The 21,275-nt window shown below is 67.8% G+C and carries 18 protein-coding genes and 3 pseudogenes; 10 read left to right on the top strand and 11 right to left on the bottom strand.

Annotation, left to right across the window (positions count from 1 at the left end; genetic code table 11):
* From IPZ69_RS41700 to IPZ69_RS41690, 3 genes and pseudogenes are all read left to right on the top strand, one after another.
* A pseudogene (locus IPZ69_RS41700) lies at nucleotides 1–806 on the top strand (hypothetical protein); the annotation flags it as partial.
* A 611-nt stretch (nucleotides 807–1,417) separates the two neighbouring features.
* Entirely contained in the window at nucleotides 1,418–1,792 is a 375-nt protein-coding gene (locus IPZ69_RS41695) for a hypothetical protein (protein ID WP_235459975.1), read from the top strand.
* Between the two features lie 99 nt (nucleotides 1,793–1,891).
* On the top strand, nucleotides 1,892–2,287 hold the full coding sequence (locus IPZ69_RS41690; RefSeq protein ID WP_235459974.1) for a hypothetical protein: 396 nt from the start codon (nucleotides 1,892–1,894) through the stop codon (nucleotides 2,285–2,287).
* 75 nt (nucleotides 2,288–2,362) lie between these two features.
* Here IPZ69_RS41690 and IPZ69_RS41685 read toward each other — a convergent pair whose 3' ends face one another.
* From IPZ69_RS41685 to IPZ69_RS41675, 3 genes and pseudogenes are all read right to left on the bottom strand, one after another.
* On the bottom strand, nucleotides 2,363–3,325 hold the full coding sequence (locus tag IPZ69_RS41685) for an IS5 family transposase (protein ID WP_308407598.1): 963 nt from the start codon (nucleotides 3,323–3,325) through the stop codon (nucleotides 2,363–2,365).
* A 1-nt stretch (nucleotide 3,326) separates the two neighbouring features.
* A complete protein-coding gene (locus tag IPZ69_RS41680) occupies nucleotides 3,327–3,743 on the bottom strand; it encodes a hypothetical protein (RefSeq protein ID WP_235459973.1) in 417 nt (138 codons plus the stop codon).
* A 2-nt stretch (nucleotides 3,744–3,745) separates the two neighbouring features.
* Nucleotides 3,746–4,533, bottom strand: a pseudogene (locus IPZ69_RS41675) (DUF6192 family protein).
* Between the two features lie 625 nt (nucleotides 4,534–5,158).
* Between IPZ69_RS41675 and IPZ69_RS41670 the strand changes: the two are divergent.
* Nucleotides 5,159–6,001 (top strand): hypothetical protein, encoded by an 843-nt coding sequence (locus IPZ69_RS41670; RefSeq protein WP_235459972.1) that lies wholly within the window; start codon nucleotides 5,159–5,161, stop codon nucleotides 5,999–6,001.
* A gap of 87 nt (nucleotides 6,002–6,088) precedes the next feature.
* Here IPZ69_RS41670 and IPZ69_RS41665 read toward each other — a convergent pair whose 3' ends face one another.
* The 5 genes and pseudogenes from IPZ69_RS41665 to IPZ69_RS41645 form a co-directional block, all read right to left on the bottom strand.
* Nucleotides 6,089–7,513, bottom strand: a complete 1,425-nt coding sequence (locus tag IPZ69_RS41665; RefSeq protein WP_235459971.1) for a hypothetical protein — start codon at nucleotides 7,511–7,513, stop codon at nucleotides 6,089–6,091.
* A gap of 152 nt (nucleotides 7,514–7,665) precedes the next feature.
* Nucleotides 7,666–7,989: a helix-turn-helix domain-containing protein gene (locus tag IPZ69_RS41660; RefSeq protein WP_235459970.1), complete on the bottom strand. Its 324-nt coding sequence runs from the start codon at nucleotides 7,987–7,989 to the stop codon at nucleotides 7,666–7,668.
* Nucleotides 7,990–8,102: 113 nt separating this feature from the next.
* Nucleotides 8,103–9,062: a tyrosine-type recombinase/integrase gene (locus IPZ69_RS41655; protein ID WP_235459969.1), complete on the bottom strand. Its 960-nt coding sequence runs from the start codon at nucleotides 9,060–9,062 to the stop codon at nucleotides 8,103–8,105.
* Between the two features lie 479 nt (nucleotides 9,063–9,541).
* Nucleotides 9,542–12,676, bottom strand: coding sequence for an NB-ARC domain-containing protein (locus tag IPZ69_RS41650; protein ID WP_235459968.1), 3,135 nt, complete (start codon nucleotides 12,674–12,676; stop codon nucleotides 9,542–9,544).
* Between the two features lie 660 nt (nucleotides 12,677–13,336).
* Nucleotides 13,337–13,554: pseudogene (locus IPZ69_RS41645) on the bottom strand (long-chain fatty acid--CoA ligase); the annotation flags it as partial.
* Between the two features lie 32 nt (nucleotides 13,555–13,586).
* Here IPZ69_RS41645 and IPZ69_RS48005 point away from each other — a divergent pair.
* Complete coding sequence (locus tag IPZ69_RS48005; protein ID WP_374295695.1) at nucleotides 13,587–13,709, top strand: WD40 repeat domain-containing protein; 123 nt, start codon at nucleotides 13,587–13,589, stop codon at nucleotides 13,707–13,709.
* Between the two features lie 864 nt (nucleotides 13,710–14,573).
* Here IPZ69_RS48005 and IPZ69_RS41640 read toward each other — a convergent pair.
* A complete protein-coding gene (locus tag IPZ69_RS41640; protein WP_235459967.1) occupies nucleotides 14,574–15,080 on the bottom strand; it encodes a GNAT family N-acetyltransferase in 507 nt (168 codons plus the stop codon).
* Nucleotides 15,081–15,212: 132 nt separating this feature from the next.
* Between IPZ69_RS41640 and IPZ69_RS41635 the strand changes: the two genes are divergently transcribed.
* From IPZ69_RS41635 to IPZ69_RS41620, 4 genes are all read left to right on the top strand, one after another.
* Nucleotides 15,213–15,581, top strand: a complete 369-nt coding sequence (locus IPZ69_RS41635) for a hypothetical protein (protein WP_235459966.1) — start codon at nucleotides 15,213–15,215, stop codon at nucleotides 15,579–15,581.
* Entirely contained in the window at nucleotides 15,578–16,249 is a 672-nt protein-coding gene (locus tag IPZ69_RS41630; RefSeq protein WP_235459965.1) for a nucleotidyl transferase AbiEii/AbiGii toxin family protein, read from the top strand. The genes IPZ69_RS41635 and IPZ69_RS41630 overlap by 4 nt, the downstream gene beginning before the upstream one ends.
* Before the next feature lie 371 nt (nucleotides 16,250–16,620).
* On the top strand, nucleotides 16,621–17,550 hold the full coding sequence (locus tag IPZ69_RS41625; protein ID WP_235459964.1) for a hypothetical protein: 930 nt from the start codon (nucleotides 16,621–16,623) through the stop codon (nucleotides 17,548–17,550).
* A 45-nt stretch (nucleotides 17,551–17,595) separates the two neighbouring features.
* Nucleotides 17,596–17,877 (top strand): hypothetical protein, encoded by a 282-nt coding sequence (locus IPZ69_RS41620; protein ID WP_235459963.1) that lies wholly within the window; start codon nucleotides 17,596–17,598, stop codon nucleotides 17,875–17,877.
* A gap of 171 nt (nucleotides 17,878–18,048) precedes the next feature.
* Here IPZ69_RS41620 and IPZ69_RS41615 read toward each other — a convergent pair whose 3' ends face one another.
* Both IPZ69_RS41615 and IPZ69_RS41610 read right to left on the bottom strand, forming a co-directional pair.
* The gene (locus IPZ69_RS41615) at nucleotides 18,049–19,404 is read right to left on the bottom strand and encodes a flavin monoamine oxidase family protein (RefSeq protein ID WP_235459962.1); all 1,356 of its coding nucleotides are present in this window, start codon (nucleotides 19,402–19,404) and stop codon (nucleotides 18,049–18,051) included.
* A 105-nt stretch (nucleotides 19,405–19,509) separates the two neighbouring features.
* A complete protein-coding gene (locus tag IPZ69_RS41610) occupies nucleotides 19,510–20,079 on the bottom strand; it encodes a hypothetical protein (protein WP_235459961.1) in 570 nt (189 codons plus the stop codon).
* Nucleotides 20,080–20,155: 76 nt separating this feature from the next.
* Between IPZ69_RS41610 and IPZ69_RS41605 the strand changes: the two genes are divergently transcribed.
* Nucleotides 20,156–21,275: DUF3500 domain-containing protein (locus tag IPZ69_RS41605; protein ID WP_235459960.1), on the top strand; the 1,120-nt coding region annotated here is incomplete at its 3' end.

Genomic DNA, 21,275 nt, shown 5'->3' with positions numbered 1-21,275 from the left:
GCCCAGCACGACAACGCCTCCACCACCGGAAGACAATCAATCAGCTCGCCTCAGTCATCGAGAACCGCGACCAGGACGCCCGCGCGCTCGACCCCTTCCTTGCTCTGGCTCTCCACCTCGCCAGCGCCCAGGACAACGCACGCGACCTCACCCGCGACCTCACCTACGCACGCAACCTCGCCCACGACTTCACGGAGCTCGACAGCGCTCTGGCCAACGACTCCAGCCGCCACTTCGCCGTCACCCTCGCTCGCCGCCTCAACGCCGCCAGCAACCGCGCCAGCGACCTTTCCCACGCCTTCTACCTGGCCACCATCGTCGACCTCGACGCCACCCACGCCCGCGACCGCGCGCTCATCCTCGCCCACGAACTCAACCGCAGCCACGACCACACCATCATCGAGGTCCTCAACCTCCAACTCGGCATCGTCCGCGAACTCGACGAAGCCCTCGCCTACGACCTCGACCTCGCCCTCGCCGTTGCCCTCGCCCAAGACCGCGACCACCCGCGGGATCTCGTCACCGCCCGCGACCTTGTCCTCGACCTGAGCCCCATCGATGACCCATCGACAACCGCAGCGCAGCTCAGGCAGGCCGTCAGCGACTTCCGCGGCGCGGACCTTCGGCAAGCACAACTGAAGAAAGCAGACCTGGCCTGGATCACATGGGACGAAAATACCCGATGGCCCGAAAACTGGATCGAGCGCATCAAGAATGCGTCGGTCGAGCAGCCTGAAGGATCAGGCCAGTACGTGATCCTGCCCGCCTTCGACAACGACCCCGCATCCATCCCCACAGACGCCTGACCTCGTACCCGGCCCTCCCCAGGACGAGCACGGCCAGGCTGCGGCTGCTGCGGCCGGGTCACCACACGACCTGCATGCCCCAAACGATGGCCCGTGCCGGGTGCGCCTCCGGCACGGACCACGCCCCAAGGACATACGCCGACCCTGACAGTAAGCGGACCTAGTTGTGAGGGCCCTCCACGGCCTCACCACCATCCCGTAGCCAACCACCGCCAGCGGCACGTACACGCCCAGCACCGCGCACGCCGAGCTCAACGGGTCGACCCAGGACGGAAAGAGACGGGCCGCCGCCGCGGCAACCATCAACACAACGCCACCGGCAACAAGGGCCAGGAGCACGCCCACGACGCATGGCTCTGTTCACCAGATGCTCGTGGACAGAGCCACCCGGCCATGTCACCGAGCAGGGCCCTGACAGGTATGAGGCAGGATGCCCTGTTATGGGACGTATAAGGCGTGGCCGGGGGCATGAGCGTGTTGGAATGGTGTATCTGCTGCTGGTCGTGTTAGAAGCTGTGTCAGATCCGCTGATCAGTGACGTTGTGTAGCGCCCTCTGTACTTTGCAACCTTGGCGGGATGAGTAGGGCTTGTGTCTGCCTAGGCTGTTGGAATGATCGTCCGCTGCATTCAAATCATCAGCCCGGCAACCGGGAAGGTCGTGACCGATCACCCTGCCATTCGTGTCGGAGCGGAGTATCCGGTATTGGAGGTCAGTACCACTGCGCGCAGAGTGGAACTTCGTATCCCTGAGCTGCTCGACACCACGGATTACAGAGACAGGCCAGGTCTGTGGGACGCAGCCATGTTCACGGTTGTCAGCAGTCGGATGCCGAGCTGCTGGGTTGCAGAGCTGGAGGACGGCAGGCTGACCTTGGCACCGCGAGAGTGGCAGCGTGCCGGCTTCTGGGAGGACTACTTCGACGGGGTGCCTGCTGCCGTCGACGACTACGACCGGCTGAAGGCCGAGATTCTTGCCGACGCATGATTGCGCGTTCCTCTTGACGATCTAGAGCCTGTCTCCGATGGGTCGTGTGGGGTGGTCAGGGCCGTGGCCTAGGGTTTGCTGCTGAACGAAGGGGGTCGCTTGTCACGCGATACGGCCGAAGCAGAGGCGGGGATGAAGGGGATCACGTTTCCCGCCTGGCATGGAAAGCACTACGTGACCCTGGCTGAGCTACTGGTTCGCCTCGGCAGCTTCGGCCTGGGCCTGACGTGGCGCGTTGAATTCGACGAGATCGTCGATCCTCGTTGTAGCGAGATGGAGAGGCAGTCAGCGGACGCCGGCATGGACACGTTGACGTTGTTGTCGCTGACGACTCCCTTTCTCCAGTTGATCGACGCCGAAGCACGGGGATCCGCCGAGGACAGGGTGATGGTCGTCCTGACCGAAGTGGACAGCTCGTTGTGGGACGTCAGGGCTGTCGACGAGCGCGTACTCAGCGAACTTCGCCGCCACTATCCGGGGGCAACGGACCTTTGAACGGGGCGCTTCACTCCGGGCGGGGCCATAGGTGGATCGAGGCCACGGTGACCGTCCCATGCACCGGTATTGGCCCTAGGCCAAGGCGGTGGGGGCGAGGCGGATTGCGTTGCGCGATTGGGTTCGGATGCGTATGGGCTTGGGCCTGTTGGCGTTCGTCTCGACTGGTTCGACGGGGTGCGGCGTTGTCCGAGGCGGCTTCGGTGGCCGGGTGAGTCGGCGGGCCATGAGGGTGATGAAGGTCCAGGTGAGGTGGGCCTCGCTGTGGGAGATGAGTCGCTCGTAGTCTCGGACATTCCTGCGTGCTCTCATGACCCACGAGAGCGCCCGCTCCACTCTCCACCGCTTTGCCAGGACGGCGAAGCCGTCCTGGTCTTTGCGGCGGGGCACCGTCTTGAGGTTGAGGTCCAGGAAGGACCGGGCCCAGTCGATGAGGGGCCCGCCGTAGGCGGAATCCGCCCAGACGACGGTGACTTGGGGGTGCGTGAGACGCAGGCGGAAGAGCAGGTCGCGGGCGGGAACGCTGTCGTGCGGGGAGGCAACGCCCACCATGACGGCCAGCGGCATGCCGCGCATGTCCACGATCAGATGGCGCTTGCGCCCATTGATCAGCTTCCCGCCGTCGAAACCGCGGGTGTCTTGGCCCACCGTCTCGGCTCCTTTGACAGACTGGGAGTCCAGGATCACCGCTACGGTGCGCGGGTTGAGGCCGTCGTGCAGGCGGACCAGCTCGTGGAGCTCGGCATGGATGCGGGCCAGTGCTCCGCTGGCCCGCCAGCGCTGAAAGAACCCATACACAGTCCGCCACGGAATACCGAAGTCGACGGGAACGGACCTCCACTTGACCCCGTTGTCATTGACGTAGCGGATCGCGTCGACGACATTGCGCCGCGGATGCTTCTCCCGGCGCCCGCCCGTGGGCAGGGTGCAGGCCATCGGCGGCAGCAGGGGCTCGAGGACGGCCCACTCGGCATCCGTCGTATCACTCGGATAGCGCCGCTCCCGCGTGGCTGGCTCATCGTCGTTTTTGCAGTCCATGTCAGCGTTCCATGCGGGTGAGGACTTCCAGAGTTGCCTTGACGCCGCCGAGCTGGTCGAGGACCAGGCGTGCCCATTCGTCGTCGGGGGTGCGCTGGGCGTGCGGGGCAACGATCCCGGTGATGAAGTTGGTCATCCGGTGCAGCTCGGCCTTGAAGATCGCGCGTTCGTAGGCAATCCAGACCGCGGGTTCCTCGGACAATTGGAAGCCGTCTGTGCGGTTGAAGGTCACCGGTGGCAGCCCTTCCCTGACCGCGATCTTTCTCAGGAACCGGATCCCCGTCCAGACCTGCGCGGGTGTTCGCTTGGTCGCCGTCACCAGCTGCTTCAGGTGCAGACCGGCCGGGCGTGCTTCCTGCAGGGTCTTGCGTACCGCTTCGCCGTGGACATGAGCGGGAAGTCCCGCCCGCCGTTTCATGGCTACTGGCCCCGCAGCAGTTCGGCCAGAGCCTCATCCATGTCCACCTTTCCGGTGGACACCGCGATCTCGATCCAGTCGGCCGTCGCCCTGATCCTCTCCAGATGACGTGTCACCAGGGCGAGTTGAGACTCGGAGAACTCCCTGCCGCGCAGCTTGGGCACCAGTCGGCTCGCCCCGGCGACGAATCCCTGACACACCCCGATCAAGTCGGTGAACTCCATCGCGCGGTGGAAGCCCCGCGCGACCACCACCGGATCGATGATCCCACCGTCGCTGTCGTCGTTGCCGTCCGCATCCCACCAGTCCTCTTCGTCGCCGTCTTCCTCGACGAGTTCGGCTTGGTCGAACTGGGCCTGGTTGACGAGTTCACGGGCTTGGCTGTCCCGCATCGCCCGAACGCCACCTCCGGCCGGTGAAGGAGGTCGCACGCTGCCAAGGCCGCGACCTGTTCGTCGGCCGCGAGGTCGCGGATGGCCTCGACCTTCTCCGCCACCGTCACGGGCGTCGCGGTCGCCCAGCCCGCCGCTCGTTTCGCCGAGTCTCCGGTCCACCGGCATTCGCCGGTCCGCTCACTGACCGGAGGGTGCTGGATCAGCTCGTGCGCGTCCGGCGCCGACGCCAGGATCCGGTGCACCTCGAAGGAGACGCCCTCCTGCCGCTGGTCCTTGGGCCACCGCGCGGCCACCCACCGATACGTCCGCACCGTATGGAAAGACAGGCCTATCGCCTCCGCGAACAGGCGTAATGAACCCTCCACGCCCAGTTCTTCGTCCTGTCCGAGCGCCATGCTCCCGCCGTGCGTACGCAACGGGGCGATCTCCAACGCGATGTCCCCCAGCATGAACTGGCATCCGGACATCACCTGGACCAGCTTCACCGACTGGTCCACCAGATCATCGAAACGCTCGCATGGCATGCTGCCGATCACCCGGGACACCCCAACCCACTCCCGGACGAGCCGGAAGGGCCGGCACTTCACCGGCCGCAGAAACTCCGGCCCGCATATGCCACACACGCTCCGCCGACCGCCCCAAGGTCACCACGAACGACCGGAAATACCCCGCTTTGCGTACGAGCCATGCCACTCCTGCCCGAGCACGAGCGCTGTCCCGCCCAACCGCTGAACGACTCTGCCACCCATCACCCAACGTCACTGATCACCGGATCTGACACAGCTTCTTAACGGCACCCCCCGAGTCCCGCGAGTTCGCGGAAACTGAAGGTTCTTCAACGTGAACCGAGGGTGCGGTGCCCCGATTCGGAGGGGTGGACCCGTGGGTTCGCCGCGAACACAGGGGGTCGGTGTGCGGCTCGATGCGGTCAGAACGATAGACGCGAGCAACGCCCTCACCGCGTCAGCGGTCGTAAGCGGGCCCGGAGAACCCTGTGTGCTGGACATGTACGAATCTGAAATGCTCTGGTTCGTGACTGATCCGACTCCCTATGACAACGAACGCAGCAGGTACTCGCGGGAGGCTCTCGCCCGCCTGGTGCTCTCCGACCGGGCTGTGGGCCTCTCCGAGGCTGCCGGTGGCCTGGCAGTCACCCGCTACGACACGTACACCGGTCCCGGTGGTCGCGTCAGCGAAGCCCTGCAACTGGCCCGAGGCGCGGAAGGACTTCTGGCTAGGGCCGTGGTGTACGAGTGTGAGCGCGGCAGCTCCTGGGAGGACATAGCCCGATACCTCGGAGTCGAGGCCGCGGCGGCACAGGAGCGGTTCGCTCCTGATCTTGAGCAGTGGGACACAGCATTCGATGTGCCCTACCGACTCGACGAGACCGGCCGCAAGCGCATCCCCCAACTGCCCGCAGCTGCCTACGACCCCCAGAACGCCTGCCGACGCCTCGACCTCTGGGCCAACGTGCGCCTGAGCTTCGATGACGAACATGCCGTGAGCGCCGGCCTGGACGCGCCGATGGACGAAACGGCCGGCCCCGCACGTTACGAGATCGACGGCTGGATATGGCGGCGGAACCTCGACGCTTTCCTGGGCCTGCTGTCGCAGTACATCGGTCAGGACCCCGACGACGCCGACTGGGATGTCGTGGCATCTGGTCTTGAGACGACCGACGACCAGGACCCCAGCAGCTGGTACTCCTATTCCTTGGAGGGCGTCTCTCACTCACTCGACGTCCGGTTGGCCAACGCCGTTGGAAGTGATGTGTTGTCCATCGTCGTCGGCGGTGCCGACTCGGCCGTACTTCGTCTGAGAATCGACACAGTCATGGCTGCCTTCTCTGCAGAGGCACCCTAGGATCATCGCCGAGCGCTCTCTCCAATGGTGCTCCAGCAGGCAGATGACGTGGTGGCGGGCACTTTCACCCACCTCGCAGTGCGCCCTTCATGGGATCGTCGATGCCGGGCCGGTCTCGGCGGCCTGCGACAGTAGGGCCTGGGCGGAGTCCGCGTAGCGGATGGCGGTCTTCTCGGCCAAGCCGAAGACTTCGCTGAGGTGGAGCGGGTCGGGGCCGTGGACGAGGGCTTCTTCGAGCTGACGGTCGACGCGGAGCCGTTCGAGGGTGGCGGTCTGGCCGCGAAGCGCGGCGGAAATGGAGACGCCGCTGATGGGGCCAGCCTCCAGGGCGGTCTGCTTGTTGATCAGCAGGTGCGGGTTGGCGGTGTCGGGCCAGCGTCGCTGCCGGTGTTCCAGCCAGGCGATGGTGGCCTGCAAGGTGAGCTCGTCCAGGGGGCGGACACGGTCGTCGATGACCAGCCGGCGGTTGCCGATGTCGAGGTCGTCGAGTTGCAGCCGCCGGATCGCGCCGGGCCGGGCGGCGTGGACGGCCGCGAGGGCGAGGATCAGCCGGTCCGCCGGGCGGGTCACTGCGGCGACGGAGGACCGGACGTCCTCGGCTGCCAGAGGCTGGATGACGCCGGTCTCCTGCTGACCGACCCGGATGCGGCTGGTCGGGTTCTTGAAGACCGTGCCGTTCTTCTTGGCCCGGGCGAACAGTGATCGCAGGGCGACCAGGGTGTGCTTGTGCTGCGAGCCGTGGACGGTTTCCAGGTGGGCGAGGACGTCGTCGCGGGTGACCTCGCGTAGGTGATCGTAGCTGTGCGACCACTCCAGCAGCACCGGCCGAAGTCGGTTGAGGTAGCCCCAGACGGTTGCCACGTCCCGGGGCTGGGACCGGGCGCCGCCGTCGTGCAGGAGCCGGGCCCAGTCCTGGACGTCCCGCCTGCCGACCGTGAGGCCGTCGAGCTTGGACTCCAACCAGCGGTCGAAGGAGGACGGCCGGTCGTCGAGGAAGACGCCGATGTGGTCGAGCACTTCCGCGGTGCGTTCGATGCTGAGCCCTCGGGGCCGCAGGGCCGGGAACAGCTCGGAGTGCCGAACAATGTCGCCGCCGGTGTGGCCGGACAGCACGATGACCAATGCCCGGTCGACGTCCAGGCGGACGCGTCGGGGCCAGCCGCGGGCCTCGCCGAGGCGGTGGGCGACGTGCCGGGACCAGGCCAGCCAGGGGTTGTCGAGCCGTGTGTGTTCCCGGCGGTCGAACCGGGTGAAGTCGCGGCGAGCCTCGAACAGAGCCGGTTGGACCCAGCCAGAGGCCGGCGAAAGTGCCGGGGCCGGGTCGGGAAACCGTGGCCTGCCCCGGCTCTTGCCGCGCGGCGGGCCGGGGCAGCGCGGGCGGTGGAGGTTGGTCACAAACAACTGGTGGTGCCGCACCTTCTCCAAATAGGGCTGCAGGACGGTGACTTGACCTTTGGCGTCCTGACTCGCCTGATGCCAGCACAGGCGGCAGTAGCCCTTCTTCAACCGCACGAGTCGCCGGCATCCGCTGCACTGGGCCGGCTCCTCGGTGCGGCGGAAGCTCTGGCACGCGCTGCAGGCGCGGCCGGGCAGCACGCCCCAGCCGAAGCAGTCCGGGCAGGTGGCGGGCGGCTTGCACCTTCCCGCTGGCAGAACGTAGGCCATCACGCCGGGGGGAGCGAGCGCCCGTCGCGGCGGCGGGGCACCACCGCCGTCCCCGCCGCCGCGACGGCGGCTTGCCCGGTCTCCTGCTGCCCGGGACGGGAGACCTTCTCCGGCTCGGGGATCAGCAGGTCCCCGATCTCGCAGCCGAGCACGACGCAGATGACGTCCAGGTCCTCCAGCTTCAGGGAGACCGGCAGGCCGGACCACAGGCCGGACATCTTCCCGGCCGAGATGACCAGGCCGTGCTCGGCCAGGCTCCGCTGCAGCTCGGACGCCTTCCAGATGCCCTTGTTCGCGGCGGTCAGCCGCAGGTTCCACTTCATCCCATGAGTCCTTCCAGCCGTTCCGCGGCCCGTTGCTGCCCGGCCAGCCAGGCATCCTCCACCCTGGTCTGCTGGACGTGGACGTACCGCATCGTCGTGGCGATCCAGGAATGTCACAAAACCTCCTGAATTGCGACCAGGTCAAGGCCACCCGAGTAGAGCTCGGACGCGCAGAAGTGCCGCAGGACGTGCGGCGTCAACTTCTCTTTCCAGCCGGGAAGATGAGCCTCAACGGCCGCAGCCAGGCCGTTCCGCAGGGCGTCGTCGCCCACCCGGCGCGAGGATCCGTCGGCACATCTGCGCTCAGACGGGAACAGCGGGGCGCCGGGGCGGGTGTGGTCGTCGTCGAACTGGCCCCAGACGTCCTCGATGAACCACCGCAGCGTCCGGTCCGCCCCGTTGATCAGCGGCACCATCCGCTCGCGCGGCCCCGAGCCGCGGGCGCCCTTGCCGAGGCGGACGTGGAGCTTGCCGAACCGGCCCAGGTGCCACTTGATGTCGGTGAGGTCGAGCCCACACGCCTCGCTCACCCGCAGCCCGACCTGGGACATCAGCTTCGCAGCGGTGTAGTTCCTCGCCGTCGGCGCGAACTTGCGGCAGGTCGCCAGCTCGCCGCCCCAGCCGGTGAATAGCAGGCCGACCTCCGGGGCGGTCGGCGGGATCCGCAGCTGAGCGTCCTTGGAGCCGCGCGGACGGTTCATCTCGTCGATCGGACACTCGACCACGCGCCCGGTCATCCGGTGGATCTCGACCTTGTGCCGCAACTCCAGGAACAGGAAGTACGTGCTCAGCGCCTGCGATCGGGCCAGGCGGGTGCCGCTTGGCGATCCCCGCAGCACCCGCCCGAAGTACGCGTCCGCGTCGGTCGGCTCCATGTCCCATAGCGGGCGACCGAACCAAGTCCGCACCTGCTCCAGGTGTCCCACGTCCCCACGGATCGTGCCGTCCGTCAGCCCCGCCGAGGCGCGGGCCAGAACGAAGCCGGCCAGCACGTCGGTCTCGAACCGCTCCAGCTCCTCCGCCGAGACCGGCTCCCGGTACTCGCGCAGATCCCGCACAACCGCCAGCGCCACCAACCCACGCCTCCTCGCCTTCGATCAGACCGCAGATCGGTCGCACGAGCTGAGAACGCTTCAGGAATCCCGAAGTTACGTCACAGGTCGGCGGAACACCCGAAGGAGGAAGAAGCCCCTGACCACAGCCCCGGGCACTCGGCGGGGCTCAGGAGAACTCGCGGGATGTTGCACACATCGGGCGCAGCACCACGCTCCCGCAATCCGCCAGCCGGGCTCTCGCCCCGCTGCTCACCCCGGCCCGGGCCGGTCACCCCTGGACGGGCTGGACGTTCTCCGCCGGGTGGGGCACCCGCGAGACCCTGCACGTCGCCCTCGTCCAACCTGAGCTGGTCATGGAGGTCGGCGTCGACGTCGCCCGCGACAGTGCCGGACGGTGGCGGCATCCCGCCCGGTGGCACCGGATTCGGGCGGATCTCACAAGCAGTGAGGTCCTCCCGTTGTTCCGTGAAGGAAAGGATTCCGCCGATCGGTGAGATTCAAATGGTTGGTTGGGTAGCGGGGTCGAAGTCGTACAGGTAAAGGCCAAGTTCACCAGCTACCGCTAAGGCGTCACTGGTGGGCATCCATTTCAGCGCACACAATTCTCCTTCGGTTCGCATGAGGGTAGCCAGATCCCCTGCCAGGGGATCCCAGAGCTGTACCGCGCCGCCGTCATCGCAGGCGGCGAGCCAGGCGCCGTCCGGGGAAATCGCCACCGCGCTCACCTGCTTGTTGGCGTGGTCGACTTGGCCGACGGTCAGGGTGCCGGTGGTTTGTCCGGTGGCCAAATCCCAGATCCGTACGGTGTCGTCGTGGCTGCCGGTGGCAAGCCAGGTGCCGTCCGGGGAAATCGCCACCGCGCTCACCCTGCCAGCGTGGCCAGTCAGGGTGGCCGTGGATTCTCCGGTTGCACGGTCCCAGAGTTGCACCGCGCCGTCATAACCCCCGGTGGCGAGCCAGGTGCCGTCCGGGGAAATCGCCACCGCGCTCACCCTGCCAGCGTGGCCAGTCAGGGTGCCGGTGGTTTGTCCGTTGGCCGAATCCCAGATCCGTACGGTGCGGTCGTTGCCGCCGGTGGCAAGCCAAGTGCCGTCCGGGGAAATCGCCACCGCTCTCACCCTGCCGAGATGGCCAGCGGCCAGGGTGCCGGTGGTTTGTCCGGTGGCCGAATCCCAGATCCGTACGGTGCCGTCGCTGCTGCCGGTGGCAAGCCAAGTGCCGTCCGGGGAAATCGCCACCGCACCCACCGAGCCCCCGTGGCCGGCCAGGTAGGCCGTGGTTTGTCCGGTGGCCCAATCCCAGATCCGTACGGTGCCGTCGTCGCTGCCGGTGGCAAGCCAAGTGCCGTCCGAGGAGATCGCCACCGCGTTCACCCAACCGAGGTGACCGGTCAGGGTGCCAGTGATCTGCCCGCTGGCAGCGTCCCAGAGTTGTACGACGCCGTCGTTACCGCCGGTGGCAAGCCAAGTGCCGTCCGGGGAAATCGCCACGGCCCCCACCGAGCCAGCGTGGCCGGCCAGGGTGGCCGTGGTGTCTCCGGTGGCCAAATCCCAGATCCGTACCGTGCCGTCGTCGCTGCCGGTGGCAAGCCAAGTGCCGTCCGAGGAGATCGCCACCGCGTTCACCGAGCCAGCGTGGCCGACCAGGGTGCCAGTGGCCCCGGTGGCTGGATCCCAAATCCGTACCGTGGCGTCGTCGCTGCCGGTGGCAAGCCAGGTGCCGTCCGAGGAGATCGCCACCGCGTTCACCGAGCCAGCGTGGCCGACCAGGGTGCCAGTGGTTTGTCCGGTGGCCGAATCCCACATCCGCGCGGTGCCGTCGTGGCTGCCGGTGGCAAGCCAAGTGCCATCCGAAGAAATCGCCACCGCGCTCACAAGGGCAGCGTGGCGGGCAAGTACCCGGATTGTTGCGGGGTCGGGCATGTCCGGCAGCCGCCACCGGTTATAGAGCGCTGGGCTCGCGGACCGCCATGTGCTCGCCTGGGGACGCCACGTGTCGTATCCGGCTAGTCGGCTGCGCAGGATGGCGCCCAGGGCATGGGCGGGAGTGATCGGTGCAAGGAGATGGGCGGTCCGAGCGAAGTCGCTGGCGGCCTGCCGGGCCGGAGTGGTGGGGATCTGGTCCAGGTCGGCCAGGGGTGCGGTCGCCCCGCTTTTAGCCAGTCGCTGCTCGATCCACCGCAGGTCGAACGCTAGCGCCTCGGCGTCACGAACGCGTCCGGCGTCCAGAAGGTGCATCACGAGGTGATCGGCGAGGTAGCGGTCAGGGCACTGCCACCACGCGTGCAGAGGCCCGCTGCCGCCGCCCGGCTGCGGGTCGGCCAGGGGCAGGGCTGCGGCAATGGCGTCGACCAGCGCGCCATTTACGCGCTGCACGCCCCCATTGCCCAGGCGGCTGCGCAGGTGGTCTCGGATGACGTCGTGTAGACGGACGCGTCCTCCGCAGGCCGAGTCCAATTCCAGAAGGGACAGGGCTCCGAGCATAGAGCACAGGTCTCTGGACTGCTCCGGCCGCAGCGCCCCGGTCGCCTGCCACAACATGATGATGAGGTCGACGGGGATGAATTCGTCCTCGGCGAAGACGCCCAGTTCGGTGAAGCGCTCAAATCCGCCAGCCGGCAGCAGTGCGGCGCCTGCCTCGACCGCTGCGGTCACCGCAGTCTGCCGGGCACGTGGATCATTGAGATCGACTGCGCCCGAGGGATCCAACCCGGTCGGCCCGTCGCGGCGCAACTTCCCTAGGATCTCAGCGGATGCGGCGGTGGCCGTCATCCCGGTGCCGATGCGACGGTGCACGTACTGGTTGCAGATGCGCAGCAGCAGCGGCCAGCGGCCAGTCGCTCGCAGCAAACCGAGCACAGTGTCTTCCGGCAGGCTCTCGGTCAAGCCAAAGGCGAGGACCTGCCGAGCTTGGCCATCCGACATCTCGTCGACCCTCACCGAGTAGGTGCCGCCCGGAAGCACCTCCGGCAGCCGCGTGGTGATCAACCGGCGGCACCTGGCGCCGCCCATCAGGAACGGTGCGAGCTGCTCGGCGCTCCAGACGTCGTCTAGGAGCAGCAGCATGGGCGGGCGGGCGTCGAGCAGGCGACCCAAGTGCGCCCCGGCCAGGTCCGGGTCATCGAAGACCGTGGTGTCCCCGGTGATGAACCGGGTCGCCTCGGCCACCTTCGCGGTGATCTCCGCCCGGCTGCGCACGTCCAACCCGAGGGTGACCCGGTAGATCCGCCCACGGAAGCGACGCTGGATCCGTCGGTCGGCCCAGACCATCTCCGCGAGCGTGGTCTTCCCGAAGCCCCCCGCACCGTGCAGTCCGGCCGCAGCCGTGATCCCCACCGACCGCGACCGCCGTCGGCGGCCCAGCTCAGCTGCCACCTGCCGGGCCTGTGCACGGTCGACCACCCACCGCGGTATCTCCGGAGGCGCCGGCGGTGGTGGGTCCCCAGCAGCGGACGAAGACTTGACCTCGTGGAACAGCGCATACAAGGCCAACAGCAGGGCCAGTGCCAGACCCACGCCCAGAACGATCCACGCGTGCCGCCGAACCTGGTCGAGCGGACCCGGCCACCGGTCCTGACCGGTGGCCGCGTTCTCCGCCAACGACGTCACCGCACCGACCACCGCCGTGATCACGGCCGACGCAGCTAGTCCCGGCCACCGACTCCCGGCCACGAGCCCCCCAATACCTCACACACCGTCACAGGAGGCTACTGCTGGGCCAACCCTTCGTACCGATGAACGCAGCGATCCGCCCCCGGGGAATACCGCAGGGAAGGAATACGTACCCGGTACCAGCATCTCGCCCCGACCTCACGCCCACCGACGTTGCGCACTTCACGGAGGTCTGAGAAACAGCCTGGAGGCGCGGCACGGCCTGCGCCTCCAAGGGCTTCCCCGGCACTGCCCGGCGCGATTCGAGCCTGAACCCGAGCCCGAACACGACTGCCAGCACGAGTCCGTATACGAGGTCGCGTACGAGATCATCTCGTACTGGGGACCGAGGGTCTGTCGGCGCTGCATCGCTGGTGACTTCTGTGAGCCCGCCCGAGAGCCCGCACACGAGCACGGACACGAGCCCGATCACGACCTGCCCGCGCCGTGGCGCCTGCTGTTATGCCTGCACCGCGTACAGGTTGTGGTCGTCGCTGCCGACGCAGACCACGCCGTCGGCCGCCTTCGGCGACGACTCCACCTCGCCTTTGGTGGGAAAGACCCAAAGTTGTTTGCCAGGCGTGCGAGTGGGACTCGGGGTGGCAGAGGAGCTGCTCTTGCCGCCGGAGTGCGAGCCGGAAGATCCGGCGGGAGCACCGCGAACCTTCTGATCGACTCGGGGCGGGAGACCAGCCGGTTCGCCTCGTCCACCGCCCGCTGCAGCACCGCCCGCAACTCTGGGTCGTCCACGAGGAGTTCCGGCGGAACCGGGTGCTTGCCGTTCATCTGGCGCCAATGGGTGATGCCGTCGGGGTCGAGGGTGAGAGGGCGGTGACGTAGGGGCGGGCGTCGCCGACGAGCCATCTTCAGGGGTCTCGTCAGGCAACAGGGCATGACCCCCGCGGTGGCGTTCTCACCCGACGGCACCCTCCTCGCCACCGCAAGCCACGACCACACGGTCCGACTGCGGACAACCCCTGCTACGGCCCGGATGGGACGTGCCTCAAACATCTGACCGGCACAACCGCCCTCAATCCGGAGCGGCATGCCACAGGCCGACCACACCTGCGCGACCCGTCCCGGAGAACGCCATGTGCCGCAGACCCGTCAGGCCTGCGGCACACGCACATCCGGCAGCAGACCTACCGGGTCTTGCCGCGGTTCGGAGCGGGGGCGGGCTGCCGGTGCGCAGCCACCCCCGGCTCGGCAGGCGCCGCCCTCTTCGCCTCCGACCTCCGCCCCAAGCGCCGGCGCGACGACGACCGCGCCTGATTGCTTCGCCTGGAGGCTCCTCATGAGCAGCATCGACCGCGATGTCGACTACGCCCTCGCCTACCCCGAGCCGCCCGCCTCCCCGCTCTGGCACCGGCACGGCGCGAAGGCCCGGCCGCTCACTCCCGAGCAACAGCGGCGCAACCGTGAGCTCCTGGTCCTCGCGCAGAAGCCCACTCCCCGACCGCTCCCCCCGCACCACCGAGACCCTGGCGGAGGCCAGCTAATGGACATCAAGCACTGCGCGGTTGACGGCTGGGTCGGCGCGATACCCGCGCCCGGCCCGCGCGGCACCGCCACCTTCGATCTGATCGTCCGCCCGGCCGACGCCGACGCGATCGCCCCCGACACGGTCGTGGCCTGCACCAGCGGCCACCCCCAGATCACCCGCAAGCTGCTGAACGGGATCCAGCCCGGCGAACTGCTGCGCGTCACCGGCACCTCACGAACCCGTACTCGTTCTGCCACCCGCATAGCTTGGCGGCGCGTATTCGCCCGAGCGATCACACAGTCGGCGCGTCACAGGGCGCTGCTTCTGCCTGCGCTGTTCGGCAGCGGCGGTGCCCGCCGGCTCCGAGGATGTTCCCGCACAGACGGCACCGTGGTGTCACAGCGCCCGGCGCATGCAGACCCGCGGCCACCGGTTCAGACCATGAGCCGCTTCACGTTCGCGGATCTTCCGCAGACCGGGGGTAAGCCCGCTGTCGTCCATGAGCTGAAAACTACAGCGCGTGTAGTAAGGGGCGTTCCACGGGACCTGGCTGAACGTAGTAAGGGTCAGGGCGTGTGCACCCTCGGTCGTGGCGTGGGCCGCCAGATGGTCCAGCAGCAACCGGCCGACACCGCGACGCGCGCTGTCTGGGTGCACCGAAACCTGCTCAACGTGGAGGTTGCCGTCGATGCGGTCAGCGATCAGGTAGGCGACCGGGGCGTCGGCGTCGTTGGCCACGATCCAGGCCAGCCCGGCGTGGTGGTAGCGGGCGAGTTCACCGAGCAGGAGCGGCTCATCATCGGCGATCTCCGGCATGCCAATGTCCCGGAAGCACTGCCCAGCGGCCCTCTCGATGTCCTGGAGGACGGGCAGTTCGTCCAGGCGCACGGCTCGGATATGCATGGACGCATTCTCCACAGCACGCCCGGTGGCGCCACCGAGTAAGGGTTCCATGGCGGCGATCCACCGGCGGTGGGCCGGGGCGCAAACGGGGGGCGTGGTGATTGTCGCGGCCCATCCGGCGATACTGGGGGCATGGCCGTGCAGTCCCCGTCGTTTCCTGTGCCGAACGCGTTCGAGCTGCTGTGCGCGCAGTACGCCAAGCGGTTGCCCGCGCGTCTGAAGGACCTGACCGGCCCTGCCCAGGGCACGGTCGACCTGCCGCTGCACGTGGTGTGGTCCGGACGCCGCTCCTACGACGTGGAGCAGCCCAGATCCCGGATGGGCCTGTACCGCACCGTCCTCGCCGAGGGACAGCGCCAAGACCTCATCGACTTCCTGAACAGGGACCTGCTCATCGAGCAGTGGCCCGTGCTGCGGACCCTCATCAGCCGCCCGATCCGGCACGTGTGGGAAGCCGCCTTCCCCGAACTGGCCACCGCCACGAACGCCACAGCCGCGTGAACCTCACCGACCTGCACCGCCGGCTCCTGGCCGATGTCCTCGACATCGGCACGCCATACCCCTTGGTGATCACCGGCGGCTACGCCGTCCAGGCCCACGGCCTCGTCAACCGCCTCAGCCAAGATCTCGACGTGGCCACCGAGAACCCCACCCCCATGGACGAGATCGCCCGCACCGTCGCCGACGGCCTCACCCAGCGCGGCTGGGGCATCCGGCAAGTCGAGACGAGCCCACTCTCCGGACGGCTCATCGCCACCGACCGCACCACCGGCGAAGAGTGCGAGGTCGACATCCTGAAAGAAGCGTTCTGGTCTCCGCCCACGGCGACCGAACACGGACCGGTACTCGCCCTCAACGACGTCATCGGTACCAAGGTGCGCGCCCTCGCCGACCGCGGTGCGGTCCGCGACCTCATCGACGTCCACGCCGCTGCCAGGCACCGCACCACCGCCGACCTCGAAACCCTCGGCCGCCGCCACGCCCGCTTCGAGTTCAGCCTCCAGGACCTGCGCGACCGCCTCGCCGGCGCGGAATGGTGGGACGACCAGGACTTCAGCGACTACGGGCTGAGCTCCGAGCAGATCGACGACCTGCGAGCCTGGGCCCTGGCCTGGGCCGGCGACCTCGATACCCGAATCTCCGCCGAGGAGGACCCGGACAACAACTGACCGAGCGGCTTCGGCCTGGCCAACCTCGCACGCCTCGCCGGCAGCTTCCCCACCGCCCTGGCCGCTGTCCCCACTCTGGGCTGGAAAGGCCGCCACCACCGCGTCCTCGGCGACATCCCCTGGTCCCACGCCAACACCACCGACGCCATCGCCGCCTTCGAAGCAGGCCGCGCCGAGGCCGAACAGCACGGCGCCGCCGGCGTACGCGCCATGGCGCGGCCTGGAGCCTCGATCGTGCGTCCAGCGGCATAAGGCGTTCCACCGGTGCCGCCAGGAGCGACCGGTTGGAAAGCAACTTCCTCACCGAAACTCACGTCTGCCAGTGGGAACAGGACCAAACCCCACTGACCCATGCATGAGCGGAGCTTTCGGTGCTCGCAGGACTGCTCACTGCCGTGGCAGCATCAATTTGTTACGGCACCGGCTCCGTCCTGCAGGCCGTCGGATCAGGGAAGTCCGCTCGCCGGGTAGCCATCGCGGGCAGCGTGACCCAACACGGCGGCCCGAGCCTGTCGTCCACCGCGAAGGCGGCCATGACCGGGGAGTTCATCGTCGGGACCATCCTGGACTTCGTCGGCTTCGGGCTCGGCGTACTGGCGGCGCGTCTCCTGCCGCTCTTCCTGTCGCAGACCGTGATCAGCGCAAACTTGGTGATCACGGCGGTGCTGAGCACCAAGCTGCTCGGTATCCGGCTGAGCCGTGCCGAGTGGACCTCGATCGCCGTGGTCTGCTCAGCTCTGGTGCTGTTGGCGACGGCGGCGGGACCGGAAGGCAGCGGCGCCACCCCGGTCTCCACGCACTGGTGGCTGTTGGTGATCGCGCTGCTGCTGATAGTGGGCGGCATCGTGGTCGTACGCCTGCTGGGCGGGCGCGCTGCGATCCTGGCCGGCCTGCTGTCCGGACTGGGCTTCGGTGCCCTCGGCGTCGGGGTCCGGGTGCTGAACGGCATCGATCCGTTCGACGCGCGAGCGCTGCTCTCCGATCCGGCGCTCTATGCGATCCTGGTCGCCGGCATCGGCGGCATGTATCTGCACACGGTCGCCCTGCAGATCGGCTCAGTCAATGGCGCCACAGCCGCGCTGGTCGTCGGTGAGACCGTCCTGCCGGGCATGATCGGCGTGCTGTGGCTCGGCGATGCCTCCCGTTTCGGCTTCACCTGGGCGGCGATCACCGGGTTCGTGCTCGCCGTGTCGGGCGCGGTGGCGGTGGCCTGGTTCGGGTCCTCGGAAGGGCACGGCGGCGGCCCTGCAACGGTTCCCTCGACACCCACCGAGGACGCCCGGACGCCCGCAGGGGTCTGATCCGGCCCCAGATTCGCAAGACGAGGCCGGGGATGCCTGGGATCGGTGGGTCCCGGCCTGCTCACACAGGTGCTCCAGCCGGAGGCGCTCGGCGAGGACGCCCGGCGCAGCGTCGACGCCCTGGAGGTCCTGGACACCGGCCTCATCCCGGTCCTGCGGGACATGGTGCTCGACAGGTACGGCGACTACTGCGTCATCTTCGACGCCGACCGCGACCAGGTCCCCGTCTTCACCACGCGCGGGCAGTGGGTCGGCCTGGCGGACAACCCCGACGCCATCGCCACCCTCATCGACACCCACGAGCGTGTGACCGGCGGTGACGCCTGATGGCCACCGCCACCCCTGGCCCGGGTTCGGCTGCACAGAGCGCGGCGAGAGCGAGGTCCGGCTCGTCGCGGAGAAGCGGCTGCACGCCACGGTCGCCAGGGCTGCGCCCGCGTCAACTGGGCGCTGCCGGAGCATCTGCTGGCCACGCTGGGTTCTGCTGTGCGTGGCCGCTCAGGCGTGCATGCGGTGCAGTGCTCTCATCGCGCTGTCGACGACCTCGTCGTCGGATGTCTGGGCGAGTTCGTGGGCGTGGCCGCCTCCGTTGAAGCCGAGCAGGACGGGCTTGCCGAAAACTCTGTACCCGTTGACCCACCAGGACCACAGGCCAGGGTTGTCCGGGTCGAACCATTCGATGACGTTGACGTCCTTGTCCCAGAAGGGCGTGGGGAATTCGAGCCACAGTTTGTCCAGAAGGCCGGCCCCGAGCGCCCTGATGGCTTCGTGCTTGGCATTCGGCAGGGCTGGCTGGAAGTCGATGGTCCCGGCCTTGAGCACTCCGATCGGGACGGTGATCACCACACGCTCGGCGCGCACGGTGTCGCCTTCCTTCAAGGTCACCGTCACCCCGTCCGAGCTGTACCGCACGCCCGTGACGACCTGCTGCGTGCGCACCGGGATGTCGCCGCGGACGTGGGCGAGCAGCCGGTCGTAGCCCCTGGGCAGCAGCAGATCGGGGCCCTTGAGGTCGCGTCCTTCGAGGGTGGCGGTCACCGAGAGCTGACGGGGTTCGGCAGCGAACTCCAGGGGATAGTTGATGTTGGTCGCGTTGCGCAGTGCAGCGGACGGCCGGCGGGGCATCACGGAGGCGACGGTGGCGGTGTCCGGGTCCTCGACGTCTTCCAGCTTCTTCTCGTAGCGGGCGAGTTCCTCCATCGCGTGCTCGTCCTCGCCGGTGGAATTGTCGTAGTCGAACGCGTAGCTGGGGTCGCCGGTCTCTCTGAGTACCTTGGTCATCACGTTGCCCGCGGAGCCGTGAATCCACGAGGCGCCCATCTCGGCCGGGGCTCCTGCGAGGCGTCGCGTCCAAACACGGCCGCCGACTCGGTCGCGGCCTTCGAGGATCGTCACCTGAAAGCCCTCATCGGAAAGGGCGCGGGCACAGCCGAGTCCGGCGAATCCGGACCCGATGACCACGATGTGCTCCCCGCTCTCGGCGTCGTTGATGACTTCTGTGGCTGCGCGGCGTCCGCTTTCCAAGGCGCCGTGCGCTGTGGAGGGTGCCTCCGAGGACGTCGCTTCGCCGGCGAAGTACAACCTGCCTGCCACCGGCGCGGCCAGCAGGGTGCGTGCCCTCGCGCCCAGCGTGCTGGGCGCGAGGTAAGAATAGGAGCAGCGGGCGAAGGGATCGGTCGACCACGAGGTGCGCAAGTACGCCACCGGGTCCTTCGCATTGTTGAAGCCACCGCGCCTGGAGCCGCCCGATCCCCCCGGCTTGCCTGCGATGCAGGATGTCAGCGACCCGGTGGTGGCCAGCGCAAGCGCCGAGCCGAGCAGTCGACGGCGTCCCATGCAGTCCGGGAAGTTCATGCTGAAAAGATCCTTTAGAGCAGGCTGCGGGAAAGACCCTATAGACCGACCGCGGTGTGCCCTGCTCCGGGTCCTGCTACCTCGTCCAAAGAGTCGCCCGATTGATCAGGGCCGGAGCAGGCTCCGGCCCGAGTCGGGTGGGACGGCGGCGACAACTGCCGCATAGTCCTCAAGAATCTGCAGCAGGTGAGGTAGCGGGACCAGCTCGCGTTCGCGCTGCACGAACGGACCAATGGCCTCCCATGTGCGGACGACTCTGTTGTTGAGCGTCATCAAGTAGCGGTCATCGATAATGCCCAGCCTCTTGAGGATCACGATGTTATGCAGGAAGAAGGCGACGTCATAGACAGCCTCCTGAGCCTCAGCAGGCAGGCCGGAGATACCAAGATCAGGATCGTGTTCGACCCCGAGCCGCTGGATGAGGTACCTGTGATGTTGATGGAACGTCGGTGACCGGAAGTCATTGAGCAACGCCAGGTACGCCGGAAGGTAGTTGGCACGCTTCATGGACGACACCTGCTGGAAGGCGAAGTAGGTCGAACTCAGCAGCGCCAGTACGGACAGGACGATCGCCACAGTATTGAGAATCACCCGTTCATCCCCTCGCCCGCGAACCCGTACATCGAAAGACAGACCGGGTGGTCCCCCGGTTCCCAAAGTGTGCTCAATGGCCATGATTTGAGGCGATACTGGACGTCTCCGAGGACTTGGAGCCCGCGTGACCAGCGATCACAGCCGTCCGGTGACCTCCATGGCACGCGCACGCGAGAAGGCTGCGGCCGCCATGACCGGCGCTGCCACCGCCTGGCTGAGCGCTCTGAACACCGACCAGCTGTCTCTCGCCGCATATGCCTCCCCGCTCGACCCGGCCGCGGAGACGGAGAGGTTGCGGTGGTTCTTCACGCCGACGGAGCACGGCGGACTTGCCCTCCGTGACCAGGACGCCCACCAGGAGAGCCTGGCGATGCAGATGGTTGCCACCGGGCTGTCTACGGCGGGCTTCTCCACCGTTGCCACGGTGATGGGCCTGGAGAACGTCCTGGACCAGGTCGAGGGATGGGGGTCCCACTGGGGCCGCCAGCGCGGGCGCGACCCCAGCCTGTACTGGCTCAGGCTCTTCGGCCGCCCAGGAAGTGACGGTGTCTGGGCCTGGCGGTTCGGCGGCCACCACATCTCCCTGAACTATCTGGTCATCGACGGCCGGCTCGTTGCGGCGACCCCCTGTTTCATCGGTGCCGACCCGGCAAGGACCGAGCTGCTGGGAAGCACCCTGCGCCCCCTCCAGGGCGCTGAAGACGCAGCACACCAACTGATCCGGACATTTGACGCACACCAGTTCCGGCAAGCGCTGCTTCACCCGTCGGCCATGTCCAACATCGTCTCCGGCAACCGGCCACAAGTCCGCCACGGCGACACGATGATGCACCTGCAGGACCTGTGGCGGGGACCGTTCTCAGACCCCACGCTGGACATACTCGTCGGCGACATCGACCGCCAGGCGGAAGCGAGCAGCGGGTACACCGATGCCGACCACGCGCGCGTGGCCATCACCATCCCTCCCAAGGGCATCAGCGCACGGGACCTGAACGAAGACCAACGCCACCTGCTGAGACGACTGCTCACCCGCTACACCGGCCGGGGCCCGCAGGACCTCGCCGCAGCACATGACGCCCACTATGGCCGTGACTCCGTGCTCGACGAGATCCACGTCGGCTGGGCCGGCAGCACCGACCAGGGTGAACCGCACTACTACCGAGTCCAAGGCCCCAGCATCCTCATCGAGTACAACAACACCCAGCGCAACGGCAACCACGCCCACTCGGTGTGGCGCGACCCGCGCTCAGACTTCGGCCTGGACGAGCTGGCCGCAC

The sequence above is a fragment of the Streptomyces olivochromogenes genome (assembly GCF_021538895.1).
GTDB classification, from domain to species: Bacteria; Actinomycetota; Actinomycetes; order Streptomycetales; family Streptomycetaceae; genus Streptomyces; species Streptomyces olivochromogenes_A.
This window is presented reverse-complemented; position numbering and strand designations above follow the sequence as displayed.